Source organism: Clostridium hominis (assembly GCF_014287825.1).
GTDB classification, from domain to species: Bacteria; Bacillota; Clostridia; order Clostridiales; family Clostridiaceae; genus Clostridium; species Clostridium hominis.
The window spans coordinates 125,693-143,805 of the sequence record NZ_JACOOO010000025.1 but is presented as its reverse complement, the minus strand read 5'-3'; the positions used below and the strand labels follow the sequence as shown (position 1 = coordinate 143,805).

Below are 18,113 nucleotides of genomic sequence, written 5' to 3'. Positions count from 1 at the left end.
ATGTCATCTACAGTGAAGAGAAATATCTAACTTTATTTAAGGAAATTATTTCTCTTCACTTTTAAAACTAATTAATTTTTTCAAAAAACCTTTTAATATATGGATATGGAACAAACTCTCCTTTTGTTATCATTTTAAAAATTTCTTTTTTGGTAGCCCATTTAATTTCACTAACTTCTTCTACTTGAAGTACACATTCATTTAAATCTACCTCTTGATGAACTAACCAAACATCACAAAAATTATCACCTCTATCTAAGGTAAACATAACTTTTCCATAATCCATATTAGGTTCTATTCCAAGTTCTTCACCAACTTCCCTTACACATGTTCTATAACTATCTTCCCCTGTTATTGAGGCTCCACTTGTTAAAGACCACTTGTTAGGGTTGTACAACACTGTACTAGCTCTTTTTTGAATTAAAAATTGTCCTTTACTATTCATTATCCAAACATGTACTGCTAAATAATATTCTCCTGGGGTAAGCTTATCTCCTTTTAGTACGGTTCTTCCTAACTTTCTTCTATCTTTGTCATAAACATCCGCATATTCCATTAACAAGCCCCCTTTTTAGTATTATTATTCAGTATAGTTTCAAATATTTCCTATTATTAATCCAAAAACTTAATTTAATAACTTAATTATCTATTTATCCGAAATTCTATACATTAAAATAATAAAATAGAAATGCCTTCAGCATAGATATCAATCTATGCTGAAGGCATTTTTTATATTTCATCTATAATATTATTTGCTAATAGTCGTTTCTCCATCACATTCCCAATGAAGTTGATATTTACATTTTTCGCAAGTTATTATTCCTTCTGATTTAACCTCGGCTCCCTCTGTTACTATCTCATTACATTTTGGGCATATTACTTTATCCATAAACTATTTCTCCTTTTATATACATAACTTTTTTCTTTAGCTTAATTATTGTCCACATTTAATTAATTCTATACTAAGTATATAGAATTAATAGTTTTTATCTTTATAAGGTAAATCTATAATGTCCTGTAATTGGTTGCCATAAGGTATATTTCACAAGCATGTTTTCCTCCCTAACCGGTTGCCCCCCATTATGAATTATGTATGGTACACCATCTTTATTTCTTTTATCAGAAATTATTGCTATATGAACATATTGTTCACCATAAATAACTATGTCTCCTGGTTGCCACTCTTCAATATCATAAGGATCTAAAGTTAAAGCTTCAGCATATCTATCAAAAAACACTTTTAAGTTAGGTACTCTTCTAAAGTCTATATTTTTATCTGGAACACCTTCAACTCTTGGATATAATTCAACATTATCCTCAATATCTTTATCAACCATGTCTTTTAAAGAGTAACCAGCATTTTTGAATGCTCTCCATATAACATCAGTACATACCCCCTCTTCATCAGGTGGATATCCACCCTCATAATATGCACTATGATATTTAGGTTTATTTTTAGCATCAATTCTTGCACCTGTAACTATATCTGTGTAATCATCAATACCATTCCTATTATAATCATTATTACTTTTTATAGTCTCTATACTAAAATCTTCAGCTGTATAACTTTTTTGAGGCAATAAGTTCAAAAAATATAATACTCCTAATATAATAATAGAAATAATAAATATAATCGTAATTGTGACATATTTTATAATTTTCTTCACATTTAAAGTAATAGCTCTCTCCTCCCATGAATTGTTATAACTTTCCTTATTTACATTATATATTAAAATAACGCTTTTTAACGTTACAGAATTATTACAATTTATTAGTTAACAAATTTGCTTATTTTTGAGTATATTTTATTACTAGAAAGTGTTTTAATTAATTATTCATTTGTAGTTTAGTTTACCTTTATCTATTATGTTTTTAATGTTTCTTTTGCTATTTGTAAGTTAAATTTCACTATGTTATAATAAATTAATTTATTTTTAAGGGGGAATTTTTCTAAATGGACGGTAGCCCGAGTGGTAACTTTATTCTTATTTTTATCTTAGTTATGATCAATGCATTTTTCGCATCTGCTGAAATGGCAATCGTATCTATTAACAAAACCAAAATAACTTTATTAGCTGAAGATGGCAATAAAAAGGCCAAGCTATTATTAGGTCTTTTGAAAGAACCTAGTAATTTTTTAGCTACAATTCAAGTTGGTATTACTTTTGCAGGCTTCTTTGCATCTGCATCTGCTGCAACTTCAATCTCATCTAGACTTGCTGATTTTTTATCTAGCCTAGGTGTGCCGTATAGCTCAAATATAGCAATTTTATTAATTACTTTATTGATTTCTTATATCACATTAGTTCTTGGTGAATTACTACCTAAACGAATAGCGCTTCAAAATGCTGAAAAAGTTGCTATGTTTACTGTAATGCCTGTTATCTTTATTTCAAAGCTTACTAGACCATTTGTGTGGTTCTTATCTGCATCAACAAATTTACTTTTAAAAATTTTAGGTGTCAAAACCGAAGGCCTTGAAGAAAAGGTATCAAGAGAAGAAATCAAGAGTTTAATCGAGCTTGGTGAAGAGCAAGGAGCTTTAAATGAAACTGAAAGAAATATGATTGATGGAATAATTCAATTTGATGATATATTAGCAAAAGAAGTTATGACTCCAAGAACAGAAACATTCTGTCTTGAAGTTAAGTCAAGTATTAAAGATAATATAAATACTATTTTAGAAGAAAGCTACTCTAGAATTCCTATATATGAAAATGATATAGACAATATAGTTGGTATATTATATATGAAAGATATATTTTCTAATGTAGTTAATAATGGAATCGAAAATTTATCTATAGAATCTATAATGAGAAAACCTTATATGGTACCTGAAACTAAAAATATAGATCATTTACTTAAAGAATTAAAATCAACAAAAAATCATATGGCTATATTAATTGATGAATATGGTGGTTTCTCTGGAATTGTTACTTTAGAAGACTTAATAGAAGAAGTTATAGGTGAAATTTCAGATGAGTATGATGATAATTATTCAAGGATAAAAAAACTTGACGATAAAAACTATATAGTAGATGGACTAGTTACCATCTCTGATATAAACAAGTATTTAGATCTTAATTTAGAATCTGAAATTATAGATACAGTAGGTGGATTAGTTCTTGAAAGTCTAGGTGTAGTTCCAAATGGTTTTATAGATAAAGAAATAACTATTGACTCTATAATATTTAAAATACTATCTCTAGACCATAAAAGAATTGATAAAATTCAAATTACACTATCATAAAAATTAGAAGTTGCCTTTAAAGCAACTTCTTTTTAATTCATATTACTATTTTTCCTTACTTATAAAATAACCTATAGAAATTAAAAACCACAAAGTTTTAAACAATTTTCACTGTTAAACCTTTGTGGTTAAGACTTTTACCTACTTCTATTAAACAAGCTTTACGCTTATAAATTAATTGTAATCCCTATATTATCATATGTCAATATTAATTATCTTTTATTTTTTTATCAATAAAGTTAACTAGACTTTCAACTTCTCTATCTGTTCTAGTAGAAACCCTAAATATATTAGAATTTTTATTTATACTCATAGTATCCTCAACAACTTTTTCATCATTAAAATCAAAATATTCCATCATATCATACTTATTTAAGACTAATACATCACTTTCAGCAAATAACAGTGGGTATTTTTCAACTTTATCGTCTCCTTCTGGAATACTTAAAACAGCTATCTTTAGATTTTCTCCAATATCAAATTCTGCTGGACAAATAAGGTTACCTATATTCTCAACAAATATAATATCAATATCATCTAAATCAAAATAGTCTAGAATCTCTTTTATTGATAATGGTGCTATATGACATGCCCCACCTAGATTTAATTGAACTACAGCTATACCAAGTTTATCAATTTTCTCTGCATCCACTTGACCAGCTATATCCCCTTCAATAACTGCTATTTTATACTTTTCTCTTAACTTTTCGATTAACCCTATTATTAAACTGGTTTTTCCTGTTCCGGGAGACCCCATAACATTTATTAAATATATTTTTTTCTCTTTTAATATGTCTTTAATCTCATCTGCGCATTCTTCCGTATAATCTATCCCTTGATGTACAACTCTTATATTCATATATATCTCTCCAATGCAATATAATAACCTCGTGGTTATATTTTACTTTAATTCCATAATATTATATACTATTATATAGCCTTATATTTATAAAAACAACTAAATTATTACATAGTAATTATATCTTCTATTCTTAACTTTTTATGGAGGTACTATAATGATCGTTGCTATACTTGATACAAATGGTGCTGGCTTAGGGCAAAGTATAATAAAAAAAATCAAACAAGAAATATGCGCTGATATTAATATAATAGCCTTAGGCACAAATACCTTTGCCACATCTAAAATGGTCAAGAGCGGTGCACATGTAGGAATTAGTGGAGAGAAGGCTATCTGCGCTTTCTGTAAAAAAAATACTGCTGATTGTATAATAGCTCCCATAGGTATTTTATGTAATGGCGAAAAAGATATGGAGCTTTGTCCTTGTATATGTAAAGCAGTTATAAATATGGACTGTACTAAGTATATCCTTCCCTTACAAAGATATAATTTATATATACCTGGTACTCGAGAACTTTCAATAAAAGATATTGTAGATGAAATAATAGACGATATAAAAAGTAAGTTATAATATTATAGACTGTATCAAAGCTAATTACTATTTGATACAGTCTATTTATTTAACTCTTATCTAATATATCCTACCATGTTCATTGCTTTCATTTCTTTCAGATTAAATGATTTATAAAACTTATTATCTACTACATCATCTATATCTGTTATAACCATAAACATTCTTACGTTAGAATATTTTTGCATAATTGTTTTAAAAAGATATGTTCCAATACCCTTCTGTTGATATTCTGGATCAATAATCAAATCTTGTACAAGCAGCACATGTTCTCCATCACCAACACATCTTATAAAACCAATTAATTTATAGTCATCAAAAGCTCCAAGAAAATATAAAGAATTATCAAAAGCTCGTACTAATTTTTCATCATCTTTTAAGTAAGAATTCCAAGATTCTCTTTTATATATTTCCTTTATTTCTTTAATCATTGTTGCGTCAATTTCTTTATAGTTAATCATTCCGCTCCCTCCTTACCAAATCAACTACACCATTTGTAACATAGATAAACTAATTACAGCACTTCCACAAAGTAATACAAGATCACTTAAATGATATCTCTTATGCACAAAGTAAAGTGTTGCTATAGCTAAAATCATAAGAAGTAATGATATAATACCAGCTATTCCTAACCCTGCAGTTACCTTCATACCTTCTATCATCATACTTAACGATGTTGATAGAAGCATACCACATACAACAGGCAATATAAATTGTTTTACCATAATAAGTGCTCTTGAATCTTTTAATGCATCATACCCAAGTAATACTACTATTGAAACTATACAACAAGCTCCTACTGCTACAGACATTGCAAATATAGCTAATAGCCATCCATATAATACTCCACTTAAGCTTCCACCTAAAATAAAACCTACACCTGCTGCTATCTTAACTAGTATAGGTCCAGGAAGTGCATTTGCTATCGCAACCACTTTATTATAAAAGTCTCCAGCATTAACCATTCCACTTTGTACAAATATTCCATCTGCTACTGAAACATAAGCTTCTCCGCCCCCAAATGATGTAACTGTTGATATAGCAACATCCCCTGCAAAAGTTCCTATATTCCCACCTGAAGGAGCTAAAAACATTAATACACTAAATAACACAACTGGTATAACTATAAACAATGCAATTGCAATATATGCTTGTTTGCTTATTTTAAACTTTGATTTTTCTTTTTTTTCAATTTTATTATTATCTCTTACTATTGCATAGCAGGCAAAAATCGCCATAGCTACTATAAGTATCTTTGATATCATACCACTATTAGTAATAAATCCGTTTTTACCATTTATAAATGCAAAAACTAACGAAATACTTGTCCCAATTATTATTGAAGCTTTAGTTCTTATTAATCCTACAAAAAGAATCATAAAAAATGATATTATCATCAAATTTATAGTTGATATATCGAATAGGATAAAGTTAAGTCTTCCTAAATCTTGTCCTAAAAATGATGATATAAGCTGTCTTATTTCTTTTCCACCAGTCAAAATGAACGCCACTATACAAATCATAATATAGTAATTTTTTATACCTTCTTTTTCACCTGTTTTAATTACTTTCAATATGTAAATCAAAAGTAAATTTATTATAAATACAGATATCCCTACTGAAGCAAACTCTATATAATGAGCAATCTTCTCACCTGCTATTGAAAAAAGCGTTAAGAGTACTAAAGTTAATATTACTCCTGGCAGTGTAACTGCATACGCGCCTAATATACTTCCTACACCTCCGCACCTTTCATATCCGGCAACTGCTCCAAGTTTTACCGGAAGTGCTCCTGGTGTAATATTAGCTATAACTGTATGTTTAAGATAATCCTCTTCATTAAACCATCCTTTATCTTCAACTATCTCTTTCTCAACTACTGGTATTAAAGCACTACCCCCTCCAAAGCCAATTATACCAATCTTAAAAAAAGACGCAAAAATGCCGATTAATTTCTTTAACATTTTAGCAACCATCTCCTCTGCAAATAAATCCTCACTCAATCCTTCTCCAATTATATTTTAATATATTTACTATTTTTAGAATTTCATAATATTAGGTTTTATTGTTAATATATTAGGAATTTACAGAATAAAAGTGAAAAGTCGACTTCGTCGAGGTGAAAAAGCTACTATGTAGCGGGGAAAAGTTAACTACGTTAAGGGGAAAATGCTACTATAGTAGCAGAAAAAAGCATTTCATCTCGTTAGAGATCTTTTCCCTATTTCCATAGGCAATGTTTTCTCCTCAACTTTAGTTGTCTTTTCCTCTTTGACGAAGTCAAACTTTTCACCAAAGTGCTTCACACTTTATTTATTTTAGATATCTAGCCTTCATATCTTCTAAAGTAACCTTTTCTATTTTAGGAGAATATCCTACTGACCCAAAGTGTACAGTAAGACTTCCTAATATCTCTTTAACTCCTCTTTCCATAAGTTCAACTATTGTCTTAACATCATCACTTGGAATTTCTCCACTTGTCATAGTTTCCATTATTGGAGTTAAATACCCCCTTGGATCAAACCCGCTTGGTTTTTCAGTTAATATTTGATATATCTCTTGTAAATACTCTACTTCTCGCTTTTCAGGATTATTATAAAAGTATTCTCTTATATTTCTTGTTACCGCAAGTCTTATATCAGTATCAACATTAATCTTAGCTATTCCACAAGGTATAACCTTTTTTATTTCATCTACAGAAATACCTCCAGCATTTTTAATATCTCCACCATACTTATTAACTTCATCAACTATATATTTAGGAACTGTTGATGAACCATGTGAAACTAAAGCTCCTATAATTCCTTCGTGTCTTAAATTTTCCATAGATGCTATAGCTATTTCTTTTCTTAGCTTAACATTCTTTCCTTTATTAGCACCATGCATAGTCCCATAAGATATAGCTAAAGAGTCTACTCCTGTTCTTTTGAAGAATTCAACAACCTTTAATGGATTAGTATAAGTTGATTCAGCTGAAAATACATTATCTTCTACTCCAGCTAATACTCCAAGTTCTCCTTCAACTGTTACTCCTCTTTCATGAGCATAGTCAACCACTTTCTTTGTAAGAGCAACATTTTTCTCAAAATCTAAGTGAGAACCATCTATCATAACAGAAGTATATCCTGCATCTATAGCTACTTTAACAGAGTCAAAATCCTTACCGTGATCTAAATGAATAACTATTGGAATCGGAGAATTTTCTCCATATTTTTTCACTGCATCAACTACTCTCTTTGCTCCTCTTGCTTTATCCTCTAAAGTAGAGTTAAGAAAGTCACATCTCCCCCCCATAAAGCCATTTGCAAAATCAGCTCCTTGAATTATAAGAGGTGACCTTAAAATTTCATGAATTTCTATAGCAGCTTTTATTTGGTGTACTGAATTCACATTATATGCTCCTTGAGCATATCCGTTTTTAATACAGCTTTCTAAGACTGGTCTTAATGGCATTATTGGCATAACTTATATTTCCTCCTCTTTCATAGCAAGATGAACTGCTGCTGTTTTAAATGTTAATGGAAGTGCCAAAATATTGGGGTTATCTCCAACATATTTTCTTGCATCTCTTAAAGCTTCTTCAAAGGTAGCCCTAGTCTTCATTCCCATTCCTCTAGCATATCCAGGCTCTTGAGCACCTACTATATATATTGCTGATGTATTCATTTCTGCAATATGTCCACAAGATATCATTGAAAATGCATGGAAAGGATGGTATGCATAAGCATATCTATATTTATCTATATATTCTTTTTTAGTTGCTAAATACTCACCGTATTGATTTAAATCTGGTAATGTATTTGCATAGTTTTTTTGGAACATTTCATAAACTTCTCTATATGCTGGGAATTCTTCATCATGGAAATATCCATTACAAGTTGAAGAACATATAACAACACAGTTATCGCTAAGTATCCTCTTATGTCTTATAATTTGAGCTGATATTGCTTGCATCATAAGAATTGGATTAGTTCCCATACCATTACCATAGTGGAAGAACTGAGGCATACCAAAGACTAGAACATCATATTTCTTTTCTGCCCAATGCACATAAGTACGTTTATTAGCAACCTCCCAAGATAACTTTTGAATTTCCTTTGCATATCCTGTAAATACATCTATTTGTCTTGAATTACTATCTAAAACTGCATCACAAGTAAAGAACTTTTTACCCATACACTTTTCCATATGTTGTCCAATTTCATCAAACTTAGTTCTCATTAAACTCTTATTGCTAACCGGAGTAAAATCACTTCCATGCATTACATCTGGTACATGATGAGATGCTATACTTCTCCAATGAGTTATCCCAGTTGAGCAGTGTTTATATCCTCCTGAATATCCTCCATATGGGTTGCCTTGAGCATGTCCAATTAACACTGCTAAATCTGCATCAAAAACTTCTTTATTCATTATTACCTTATCACCACGCTCTGTGCATCCAAGATCAACTAAATTATCATAATTTTCACTATCGTGATTAACTATTTGTCCACTATACCAAAAAGCATTAAATACTTTATCTCCTAAAATCCCCCTTATTTCTTCCTTAGTATTTTTTCTATGAAGGCCATTACTGCAAATAAGCTTTATATCTCTCTTTTCAACTCCAGCCTTTAAGCATTCATCTATAATTATTGGAATAGATACCTTTCTATGAGCATCTTCCTGAGTTCCGCCCTTAACTCTATCAGGGAAAACTATAACAACCTTTGAACCTTTTTTTACTTGCTCACTTATTGGTTCGATTCCTATAGGATTTAAAATTGATTCCCTAGTTCTTTCTTCTATATTATCCATTGGTTCAGGATCCTTAACTGTAACTCCTGGTATAAATACATCAGTACTATCTGGTAAATTTGCTTCCATAACTCCATGACCATATTCAAATTGTAACTTCATAAATTCTCCTCCTAAACTTTATCCATAATTATATTTAAATTTATTTTTAACCCTTACTTAAATACTTCTCAATTGACAAATTCAATTTTATCACTTGCTAGAGGCACTTTCCCCATAAACTCTGCTGGCTAATTATATTTATCTATAATAACTCTTAAATCTTCAACACTAAATCCTATGTCTCCAGTAAACTTAGTAAGTGCCACTAGTCCACCATCTATAGTTTCTATCTCAGATATCATCTTTGCATTTTCTTCTTTTAATCCTCCACCATAGACTACAGCTAGCTCTTTTCCTAAAATCTCTCTTGTAACCTTTTTTATATATGATGAAACAAAAGCTATATAATCGCTATCTGGCGGAATTTTTCCTGGTCCTATTGCCCATATAGGCTCATAAGCAATAACTATATTAGTACTATCTAAATAATCTTTAACTCCGACTAATCCTCTTTCAAGTTGACCTTTTAGTACTTTTTCAACATTAGGCTTAACTTCTTCTAAAGAACCTAACCCTCTCTGCTGAGCAGTTTCACCTATACAAAGTAATACATGCATATTTCTCTTTAAAGCAGCTAGAACTTCTTTATTTATCAAACTATCTACTGCATTAGCTAACTTTTCCCTTAAAACTTCATTTCTAGTTATATTAGATTCGAATGCTTCTATTATCTCTTGCTTATCTCTTCTCTCTTCACAGTGTCCTATTATTACTCCTTTACATCCTATATTAGCCGCAGCCGCTGCTGGTAAATGAGTTGTTAGCGCTCCAAAGTTACCATCCTTTTCTACATCAGTTCTATAAACACCTTGAACTCCTATACCTAATGTTCTTATTCTTTCATCAGGATATCTTTTTAATCTATCAATAGCTGGTATTATATAAGCTTCCGGCAACATATATACAACCATCATATCCTCTAAAGTACCTAATCCAAGTTCTACACTTTTATCCACTATCTCCTCAATCCAAGCCTTTGGATTATCCACATTACAAACACCACCTAAATCCTTAGGTACATCAAACCTTTTAAGATTTACGAATATTTCTCTCATATCTTCTTCCTCCTTTAAATTTTTTCTTTCCTTGCTCCTAAATTAAAGTCTGTAAACTCTTGTATTCCTCTACCTATAAGAGGCTTACACCAGTCTATAAATCCTTCAGTTACATAGTTACCTCTTTCATTTATAAACTCTTTAGGCAACGCTTTTTCATACATCATAACTTCATTTATAGGAATTAATGATGTCTCACACTTATACGGTTCTGTTGAAATTCTATTAAGCCCTACCATATACCCTGTCTTTCCTTCTACTGCTGCTTTTACTGCAGCCCTTCCTGCTTCTATTGCCTCATTAACATCTACTTCTGACTGCATAGTTATTGATGCTCTTCCTAAAATTCCTGGTTTTTCACTTCTAGCTTTTATTCCTAACTCTTTTATAACCAAAGTGGCAAGATGAGTTCCTACATCGCCAAAATAAGTTGCCCTTTCAGTTTTAAATATAGGCTCAACTATAGGATTACCATTTTCATCTTTTAATCCCTCACTAGCAACTACAACTACTCCTCCATATTTCTCATGTAATCTCTTTACATCTGCTAAAAACTCTTCTTTTACAAATGGTCTTTCTGGTAAATAGATAAGATGTGGGGCATCTCCTTCTTTCTTTCTAGCTAAAGCTGATGATGCTGTTATCCATCCTGCATTTCTTCCCATAGCTTCTATAATTGAAACATGTATAGGTAACGACTTAACATCTTCACCAACTTCCTTCACTGATGTTGCCATATATCTAGCAGCACTACCAAAGCCAGGAGAATGATCTGTAATTGATATATCATTATCTATTGTCTTAGGAATACCTATAACGTTTATTCCTGATTCCTTTGCTACTTCGTATATCTTTCCACATGTATCCATGGATCCATTGCCACCATTAAATAAAACATATTTAATGTCATATTTCTTAAACACTTCTAACATTCTTGCATACTCTTTTTCATACAATGGAAATCTTGAAGTACCCAATGCTGATGCTGGTGTTTTAGGTAATAAATTTATTTCCTCTTGTGATTCATCCCTAAAATTTATAAAATTCTCTTCTAATATTCCGCTACTTCCTCCAATTGCACCGTATATAGCACCTATCTCATCATACTTCTTAGCCTCTTCTATTGCTCCATACAGTGATGCATTAATAACTGCTGTAGGTCCTCCTCCATGAGCTATAAGCATATTACCCTTCATATTTAATCTCCCTTCTACCATCTATATATTAGATTATTTTCTCACCTCTATACTGTAGGTGAATAACAATTAATAATCTTTAAATTCTCCCCTTCTAATGCAAAACTTCTGTTATATTCTGGTATGAAAATTTCATCACCTTTTTCTAAAATCATATCTTTATCTAAATAAGTTAATTTACCTTTACCATCAATAACTGTAGCTATACAAAACTTATCTTTCTCTATATAAACCTTCTTATTTATTTCAAGCTTTTCCATAGTAAAGTACTCTTTATATTTATCTCCTATTAATTCAATCTTTTTAAAGTTTTCTTCTAAGGTTATTTTTTCTTTCAAAAAATATCTAACTCTTAGTTCATACTCATTTATCTCTTCATAATTAAAACAATCTAACATTTTTTCAATGCCCAATCCATTATGAATCATCTCTTCTGAAATTTTCATACCATCTAATCTCTGTCTTTCAACTCTCATTGTAAAATCCGTTGGTTCTTGAATTTCTATAACAAGACATCCTCCACCTAAAGCATGAGGTACTCCACCAGGAATAAAAATTGTATCTCCCTTATTTACATAAATTTTATGCATCATACTAATCATTCCTTCTATATCTTGTTCTAGAAACGCTTGTCTCCATTTCTCTCTTGTTACTCCTTCTTTGAACCCTAAATATATATAAGCCCTATCCTTTATATCTTCTCTTATATCAAGTATGTGCCAAGCTTCGGTCTTTCCAAAATCTGAATTTAAATACTTTTGGGCATAATCTTTATTAGGATGAACTTGAATTAAAAGCCTACTAAAAGAATCAATAAACTTTACCAAAACAGCCATTTCTACTCCGAAGCTCTTTATATGCTTTTCACCTAAAAACTCCTTAGGATATTTATTTATTAAATCTTTTAAAAGATAATCCTTATCATTAATAACACACTTACTTAATCCATAATTACTATCTTTTTTATCATTAAAAACTTTAGTTGTAGATGCAATCCACGATTCTGACATATATCCATCTCTTGGACTTTTTACTAATTGCAGCTTATCTAAAAGGAATCCTCCCTTAAAAGGTCTTTCTATTCTATTATGCTTTAACTTTATAGGTTCAATAGACAACATCTTTATTCACCTCTATGCATTTTCAAATAAATGCTCTATATTTAACTCTCTTATTTGTTTTACTATTTCCTTAGTTCTACTTAGTCCAAACTTCTTTAACAAACTTTTTATTTGAGTTTTTACAGTTACAACTTCAACACATCTTATCTTTGCTATCTCATCTATTTTCTTATTTTTTAAGAATAATTTAATTAACTCTCTTTCAGCAGGAGTAAGCTTTGATATATTATTTATAAAAAATAACAAACTCTTTTCAGTTCTACTTAATCTAAAAAGTTCATCTCTCATTTTAGTTTGTATTCTAGCTTCTAAAATCGGCTCTCCTTCATAAGCTTTTCTTATATGCTTCAAAATAGTATCGTACTCAGCAGACTTAACAACATAATCTACAGCTCCACTAGCCATAGCAGTTACAATCATCTCATCAGTATCATGAGCAGTTAAAAAAATTACAGGAATCTCTGGATCAAACTTATGTATTTCCTCTGTAGCTAAGATACCTGAGTTTAAAGCATCCATCTCGATATCCATAAGTATAATATCTGAACTAACCTCTTTAGCTAATTTAACTATTTCAGCCTTTGTATCAGCAGTGCCTACTATTTCCATATCATCTTGACTTTCTATAAGTTCACAAAAATCATCTCTTATGATTTCAAAATCTTCTGCAAGTAATATCTTAATTTTAGACTCCATATTTCCCCCTCCAGATCTTATCTACCATACTTTGGAAGCATAATATAAAATGATGTTCCTTCACCTATTTTGCTTTCCACCCTTGTAAATCCAAAATGATACTTAGCTATTTTTCTTACATAATACAATCCCATCCCCCAATTTTGATTAGTATTTTTATCTGTAAAAAATGGTTCAAATATCTTCCTTTTTAATTTATTATCTATACCTATACCATTATCTTTTATAACAATAACGTTATATAACCTTTCAGATTGAATTATAATCTTAAGCTCTTTTCTCCTATCATCTTCACACCTTAGAAGTGCCTCATAGCCATTAACCATTAAGTTATAAACTGCCTCACTTAAATGATTAATATCTGCTAATATTGTATTATTAGCCTCATATTTAACTTCAACATCTTCTGTTGGATATTTTTGCGCAAACTTTCCATATGACCTATTAATTACCTCCTCTATTTCAATAGGACATAAGTTTATACTCTTAGACTTAAAAGATTTATGAAGTTCTTCCATTCTCTCTGTCATCTGCTCTGTTAAAGAAGATAGTTTTCTTGAGTTATCTCTTAACTTTTCAATATCTATGTCATTTATATCCTCTACATTAACTAAATTATTTATATTTCTACTTAAAACCTTAAGGGCTATAAGTTGATTTTTAATCCCATGTATAAAAATACTAACTACTTCACCTGCAGTATTTACTTTTCTTTTCATAAGCTTGTCTTCATCTTTATCATCATAATTAATATGAGTATTAACTAAGTTTATAGCTCCGAAAATTAATAATGCAGTAACTATACTAGAAATTATTATCCAAATTGCAAAGGGTATTCTCGGATTAATATAGCTATATTTTCCCCAAAGATACTGATATCCATAAGGTTGATAAATATATACTGGACTATCTATCGCAAATAATATATAAAATATAGTTATACTTATTTGAGCTATAACTATATAAGCAAACTTACGCTTTATGAATCCTATAGTTATTTTTCTATACTCATGTATAAATAAAAATAATGCTATCCCTATATATATAAATATCCAAAACAAAGTTAAATCATTTAAAAATTTTTGTAGCTGTAAATGGCCTTTAAACCATACCCTATAGTTAGCTGGATAAAATATAATAAGAAAAAATATTGATGGCAATGTAGCTAATTTGTAAATATACCTATTACTTCTAACCCATTCAATCATTGAATAATTAATAGCTATTAATAGTAAGAATAATGGAAAAAGACACCTTCCTAATACTACTAAATATCCGATTGTATCTAATGATATCGCAGTAAATCTTAATCTATGTTGAATAGCTTTAGTTATAAACAGAAATATTTGCTGGTAACTAGATAGTCCTCCTGATTTTGCAAAAAATAAAATTAATCCTATAAACATCAAAATGCAGCTTATATATAATCCTGCTATAAGAAAATATAATTTATTTCTATCTAATATAATAATTGATACAGAAATTATTGCTAAAAGCATTAAAATTATAATTAACATACACAATACCCCATATTATTCCAAATTATATAATATATTGTAACATCTTTCTAAAGGTTTTCATATGTTAGTTATAAATTTAGCACTTTATGTATTAATATAGAGTATGGCTATTAACCACACTCCATATTTAAATATTATTTATTAATTTAATCCTTCATAAGCTTCAATCATTATGCTTGAATCAAAGTAATCTGTTACTGGAACTTCTTTTTCAAGCTTTCCATCTTTTATGAATAAGTCTTGTTGTGCTTTATACCATTTTTCAACTTGCCCATCTTTACATCCATCATATACTTCTTTAGAAGTTAACCAATTACCTTCTCCAGTAGCTGCAAGAATAGTAGCCTCTTCTACATCAATTAATTTTGCAACAAGCTTAGCGCTTTCTTCTACATTACCATTTCTATAATCCATAGCTTTTAATAAGCCTTTAGTAAATCTAACTAAAAGATCTCTGTTTTCACTAGCATACTTTTCAGTAACAACCCAACTCGATGGGAATACAAAGCTTTCTATAAAGTCTGCATTACCAGCAAGTCTTATTATATTATCAGCACCTAATTCATCCCTAACTGTAATAGTATATGGTGACCATATAGATACAGCATCAACTTGTTTAGATACGAATGCAGTAACAGCACCTGCCATTTCCATATTAACTACATTAACATCATCCCTAGTTAAACCTACTGACTCAAGTGCCAAGTTAAGAATAACTTCTCCTGATGTACCTAATTGTGTTGCTATAGTCTTTCCTTTTAAATCTTCGATTTTTGTAATTCCTGACTCCTTATTAACTAATAATTCATCAGCTAAACTTGTACAATCTAAGGCAAACAACTTAACTTGGCCTTGACAAGCTAAAAGATGGGCACCATGTCCAATATATCCAACATCTATATCACCTGAAACCATAGCTGAAACTTCTGGTGGCCCTGCTGTAAATTTAACTAACTCGATATCAATTCCCTGCTCTTCAAAATATCCTTTTTCAATACCTGTAGTAATTGCAGAAGCTCCTCCCATATTGGGATGGTAAGCAACCTTCATAGTAACTTTTTCTAATGGTTTTTCTGCTTCTACTTCACCATTGGTTTCTTGATTTTCTTCTGTTGATGGCTTTTCTGTACTTTCTCCACTCTCTTTATTAGAGCTTGAACATCCTGCAAATAACCCTGTTGCAATTACCCCTACCGCTAATAAACTTAATAGCTTTTTAATTTTCATTCTCCTTTTCCCCCTTAAAATACTCTTTGTTTTTTTATTTAGCATACTCAAGATACTCATGGTATACTTGAGCCCAAATTTCATTTTTTAATTCAATAAATTCTGGCGTCATCTTTGTTTCTTGATTTCTTGGGTATGGAATGTTTACATCAATTACAGACTTTATACGTCCTGGTCTTGCACTCATAACTATTACCTTAGTTGCTAATATTATGGCTTCTTCAACATCATGAGTTATAAAGAAACATGTCTTTTGTTCTTTTTCCCAAGTATCTAATAACTCTTGTTGAAGTTGAGTCCTTGTTTGTGCATCAAGAGCTCCAAAAGGTTCATCCATAAGTAAAACCTCTGGATTAACTGCATAAGCTCTTGCTATTGCAACTCTCTGTCTCATCCCCCCTGATAACTCTTTTGGATATGAGTTAGCAAAATCCTTAAGACCAACTATATCTAAATATCTTGCTACAGTTTCATTTATTTCTTTCTCTGGTAATCCTTTTAGCTTTAATCCAAAAGCTATATTTTTTTCAACTGTTAGCCATGGGAATAATGCATACTGTTGGAATACAACTCCTCTTTCAGGACCTGGCCCCTCAACTAGGTTACCATCTACATAAACTTCACCTGAAGTTGGAGTATCCAAACCTGCCAATATATTTAAAAGAGTGGATTTCCCACAGCCTGATGGTCCAACCACACATATGAATTCGTTTTCCTTTATTTCAAAAGAAACTCCATTTAATGCAACTACTTCTCCTCTTCTTGTGTTAAATACCTTTTTAACATTATCTATTTTAACTTTTACGCTTGGTGTGTTTCCTGCCATCCTGTTAGTCTCCTTTCTAAGAATTTAACGAACTTTTCTAAAGTAATCCCAATTACTCCTATTATAACTATTCCAAGTAAAACTATATCCATTTGGAAATATAAACTTGCTTCTTGAATCATTGTTCCAAGTCCAGCTTGAGCTCCAGTAAGCTCTGATGCTACTAAAGTTGTTAATGCTGCTGCTAGTCCTAATCTTATTCCTACTAAGATAAAAGGAAGAGATGCAGGAACAACTACTTTTAAGAATATAGTTGAGTCTTTAGCCCCTAAAACTCTTGCAGCCTTTATAAGTGTTGCATCAACATTTCTAACACCTTGATAAATTGATACAACCATTACTAAAAACGAAGCAATAAATATAACTATTATCTTTGATGATTCACCAATACCAGCTCCAACAATTACCAATGGTATATATGCTATTGGTGGGATAGTTCTTATAAACTGTATCCAAGGTTCCACTATATTTCTAAATACTTTGTACCATCCCATTAAGAATGCTACCGGAATTGCTGCTATAAGCCCAAAAGAAAATCCACCTAAAACTCTAAATAAACTTTTACCGATATGTGTCCATATCTTTCCTTTTTGCATTTGAGTAATTAATGCACTAATTACTTCTGTTGGTGATGCAAATATAACTCCTCCTGCTTCAGTCATTGAGATAAGTTGCCAAACTAATATTGCTAATAAGAAAGATATAAGCACCCAAATCCTATCATCGATCTTATTTATAATTGTTGAAAATTTGTTTTCTGAGCTTTTACTCTTTTTAACTGTCATATCCATAACTATCCTCCCTTTTAATTATACTGACCCCTTTTGTAAACATTTACCTTATGGTTTAATTTTACAATTGCATACCATTTGGGACAAGTATGATATTTT

General features: G+C 30.6%; 18 protein-coding genes. 2 read left to right on the top strand and 16 right to left on the bottom strand.

All coding sequences use genetic code 11. The features are described from left to right. Nucleotides 1-67: 67 nt before the first annotated feature. From H8S20_RS12195 to H8S20_RS12185, 3 genes are all read right to left on the bottom strand, one after another. Nucleotides 68-556, bottom strand: a complete 489-nt coding sequence (locus H8S20_RS12195) for an NUDIX hydrolase (protein WP_032119459.1) — start codon at nt 554-556, stop codon at nt 68-70. 192 nt (nt 557-748) lie between these two features. After that, entirely contained in the window at nt 749-889 is a 141-nt protein-coding gene (locus H8S20_RS12190; RefSeq protein ID WP_186860300.1) for a hypothetical protein, read from the bottom strand. A 103-nt stretch (nt 890-992) separates the two neighbouring features. Next, nucleotides 993-1,589, bottom strand: a complete 597-nt coding sequence (locus H8S20_RS12185) for a DUF1287 domain-containing protein (protein WP_207725320.1) — start codon at nt 1,587-1,589, stop codon at nt 993-995. Nucleotides 1,590-1,954: 365 nt separating this feature from the next. Here H8S20_RS12185 and H8S20_RS12180 point away from each other — a divergent pair, with 365 nt between their 5' ends. Then, complete coding sequence (locus tag H8S20_RS12180) at nt 1,955-3,250, top strand: hemolysin family protein (protein WP_186860299.1); 1,296 nt, start codon at nt 1,955-1,957, stop codon at nt 3,248-3,250. Nucleotides 3,251-3,458: 208 nt separating this feature from the next. On the opposite strand, the gene hypB is transcribed toward H8S20_RS12180, so the two are convergent. Beyond that, nucleotides 3,459-4,109 carry a hydrogenase nickel incorporation protein HypB gene (gene hypB / locus H8S20_RS12175; protein ID WP_032119462.1) on the bottom strand — a complete coding sequence of 217 codons (651 nt, stop codon included), beginning with the start codon at nt 4,107-4,109 and terminating at the stop codon, nt 3,459-3,461. Nucleotides 4,110-4,266: 157 nt separating this feature from the next. On the opposite strand from hypB, the gene H8S20_RS12170 reads away from it, so the two are divergent. Further along, on the top strand, nt 4,267-4,680 hold the full coding sequence (locus H8S20_RS12170; protein WP_032119463.1) for a DUF3842 family protein: 414 nt from the start codon (nt 4,267-4,269) through the stop codon (nt 4,678-4,680). 56 nt (nt 4,681-4,736) lie between these two features. Here H8S20_RS12170 and H8S20_RS12165 read toward each other — a convergent pair whose 3' ends face one another. The 12 genes from H8S20_RS12165 to H8S20_RS12110 form a co-directional block, all read right to left on the bottom strand. Then, entirely contained in the window at nt 4,737-5,141 is a 405-nt protein-coding gene (locus H8S20_RS12165) for a GNAT family N-acetyltransferase (RefSeq protein WP_186860298.1), read from the bottom strand. 24 nt (nt 5,142-5,165) lie between these two features. Next, nucleotides 5,166-6,683, bottom strand: a complete 1,518-nt coding sequence (locus tag H8S20_RS12160) for a chromate transporter (RefSeq protein WP_186860297.1) — start codon at nt 6,681-6,683, stop codon at nt 5,166-5,168. Nucleotides 6,684-6,993: 310 nt separating this feature from the next. Beyond that, nucleotides 6,994-8,142: a class II fructose-bisphosphate aldolase gene (locus H8S20_RS12155; protein WP_032119465.1), complete on the bottom strand. Its 1,149-nt coding sequence runs from the start codon at nt 8,140-8,142 to the stop codon at nt 6,994-6,996. A gap of 3 nt (nt 8,143-8,145) precedes the next feature. Beyond that, nucleotides 8,146-9,582, bottom strand: coding sequence for a lactate racemase domain-containing protein (locus tag H8S20_RS12150; RefSeq protein ID WP_186860296.1), 1,437 nt, complete (start codon nt 9,580-9,582; stop codon nt 8,146-8,148). Nucleotides 9,583-9,710: 128 nt separating this feature from the next. Beyond that, a complete protein-coding gene (locus H8S20_RS12145; RefSeq protein ID WP_186860295.1) occupies nt 9,711-10,637 on the bottom strand; it encodes a triose-phosphate isomerase in 927 nt (308 codons plus the stop codon). A 14-nt stretch (nt 10,638-10,651) separates the two neighbouring features. Further along, entirely contained in the window at nt 10,652-11,833 is a 1,182-nt protein-coding gene (locus H8S20_RS12140; protein ID WP_186860294.1) for a 6-phosphofructokinase, read from the bottom strand. Between the two features lie 47 nt (nt 11,834-11,880). Next, nucleotides 11,881-12,954, bottom strand: coding sequence for a type I phosphomannose isomerase catalytic subunit (locus tag H8S20_RS12135; RefSeq protein ID WP_186860293.1), 1,074 nt, complete (start codon nt 12,952-12,954; stop codon nt 11,881-11,883). A gap of 12 nt (nt 12,955-12,966) precedes the next feature. Beyond that, complete coding sequence (locus tag H8S20_RS12130; RefSeq protein ID WP_186860292.1) at nt 12,967-13,650, bottom strand: response regulator transcription factor; 684 nt, start codon at nt 13,648-13,650, stop codon at nt 12,967-12,969. 17 nt (nt 13,651-13,667) lie between these two features. Further along, nucleotides 13,668-15,167 (bottom strand): sensor histidine kinase, encoded by a 1,500-nt coding sequence (locus H8S20_RS12125; protein WP_032119471.1) that lies wholly within the window; start codon nt 15,165-15,167, stop codon nt 13,668-13,670. 144 nt (nt 15,168-15,311) lie between these two features. Beyond that, nucleotides 15,312-16,397 carry an aliphatic sulfonate ABC transporter substrate-binding protein gene (locus H8S20_RS12120; protein ID WP_186860291.1) on the bottom strand — a complete coding sequence of 362 codons (1,086 nt, stop codon included), beginning with the start codon at nt 16,395-16,397 and terminating at the stop codon, nt 15,312-15,314. Nucleotides 16,398-16,431: 34 nt separating this feature from the next. Beyond that, nucleotides 16,432-17,223 (bottom strand): ABC transporter ATP-binding protein, encoded by a 792-nt coding sequence (locus H8S20_RS12115; RefSeq protein ID WP_186860290.1) that lies wholly within the window; start codon nt 17,221-17,223, stop codon nt 16,432-16,434. Continuing rightward, nucleotides 17,199-18,014 carry an ABC transporter permease gene (locus tag H8S20_RS12110; protein WP_243177649.1) on the bottom strand — a complete coding sequence of 272 codons (816 nt, stop codon included), beginning with the start codon at nt 18,012-18,014 and terminating at the stop codon, nt 17,199-17,201. The genes H8S20_RS12115 and H8S20_RS12110 overlap by 25 nt, the downstream gene beginning before the upstream one ends. Nucleotides 18,015-18,113: the final 99 nt, after the last annotated feature.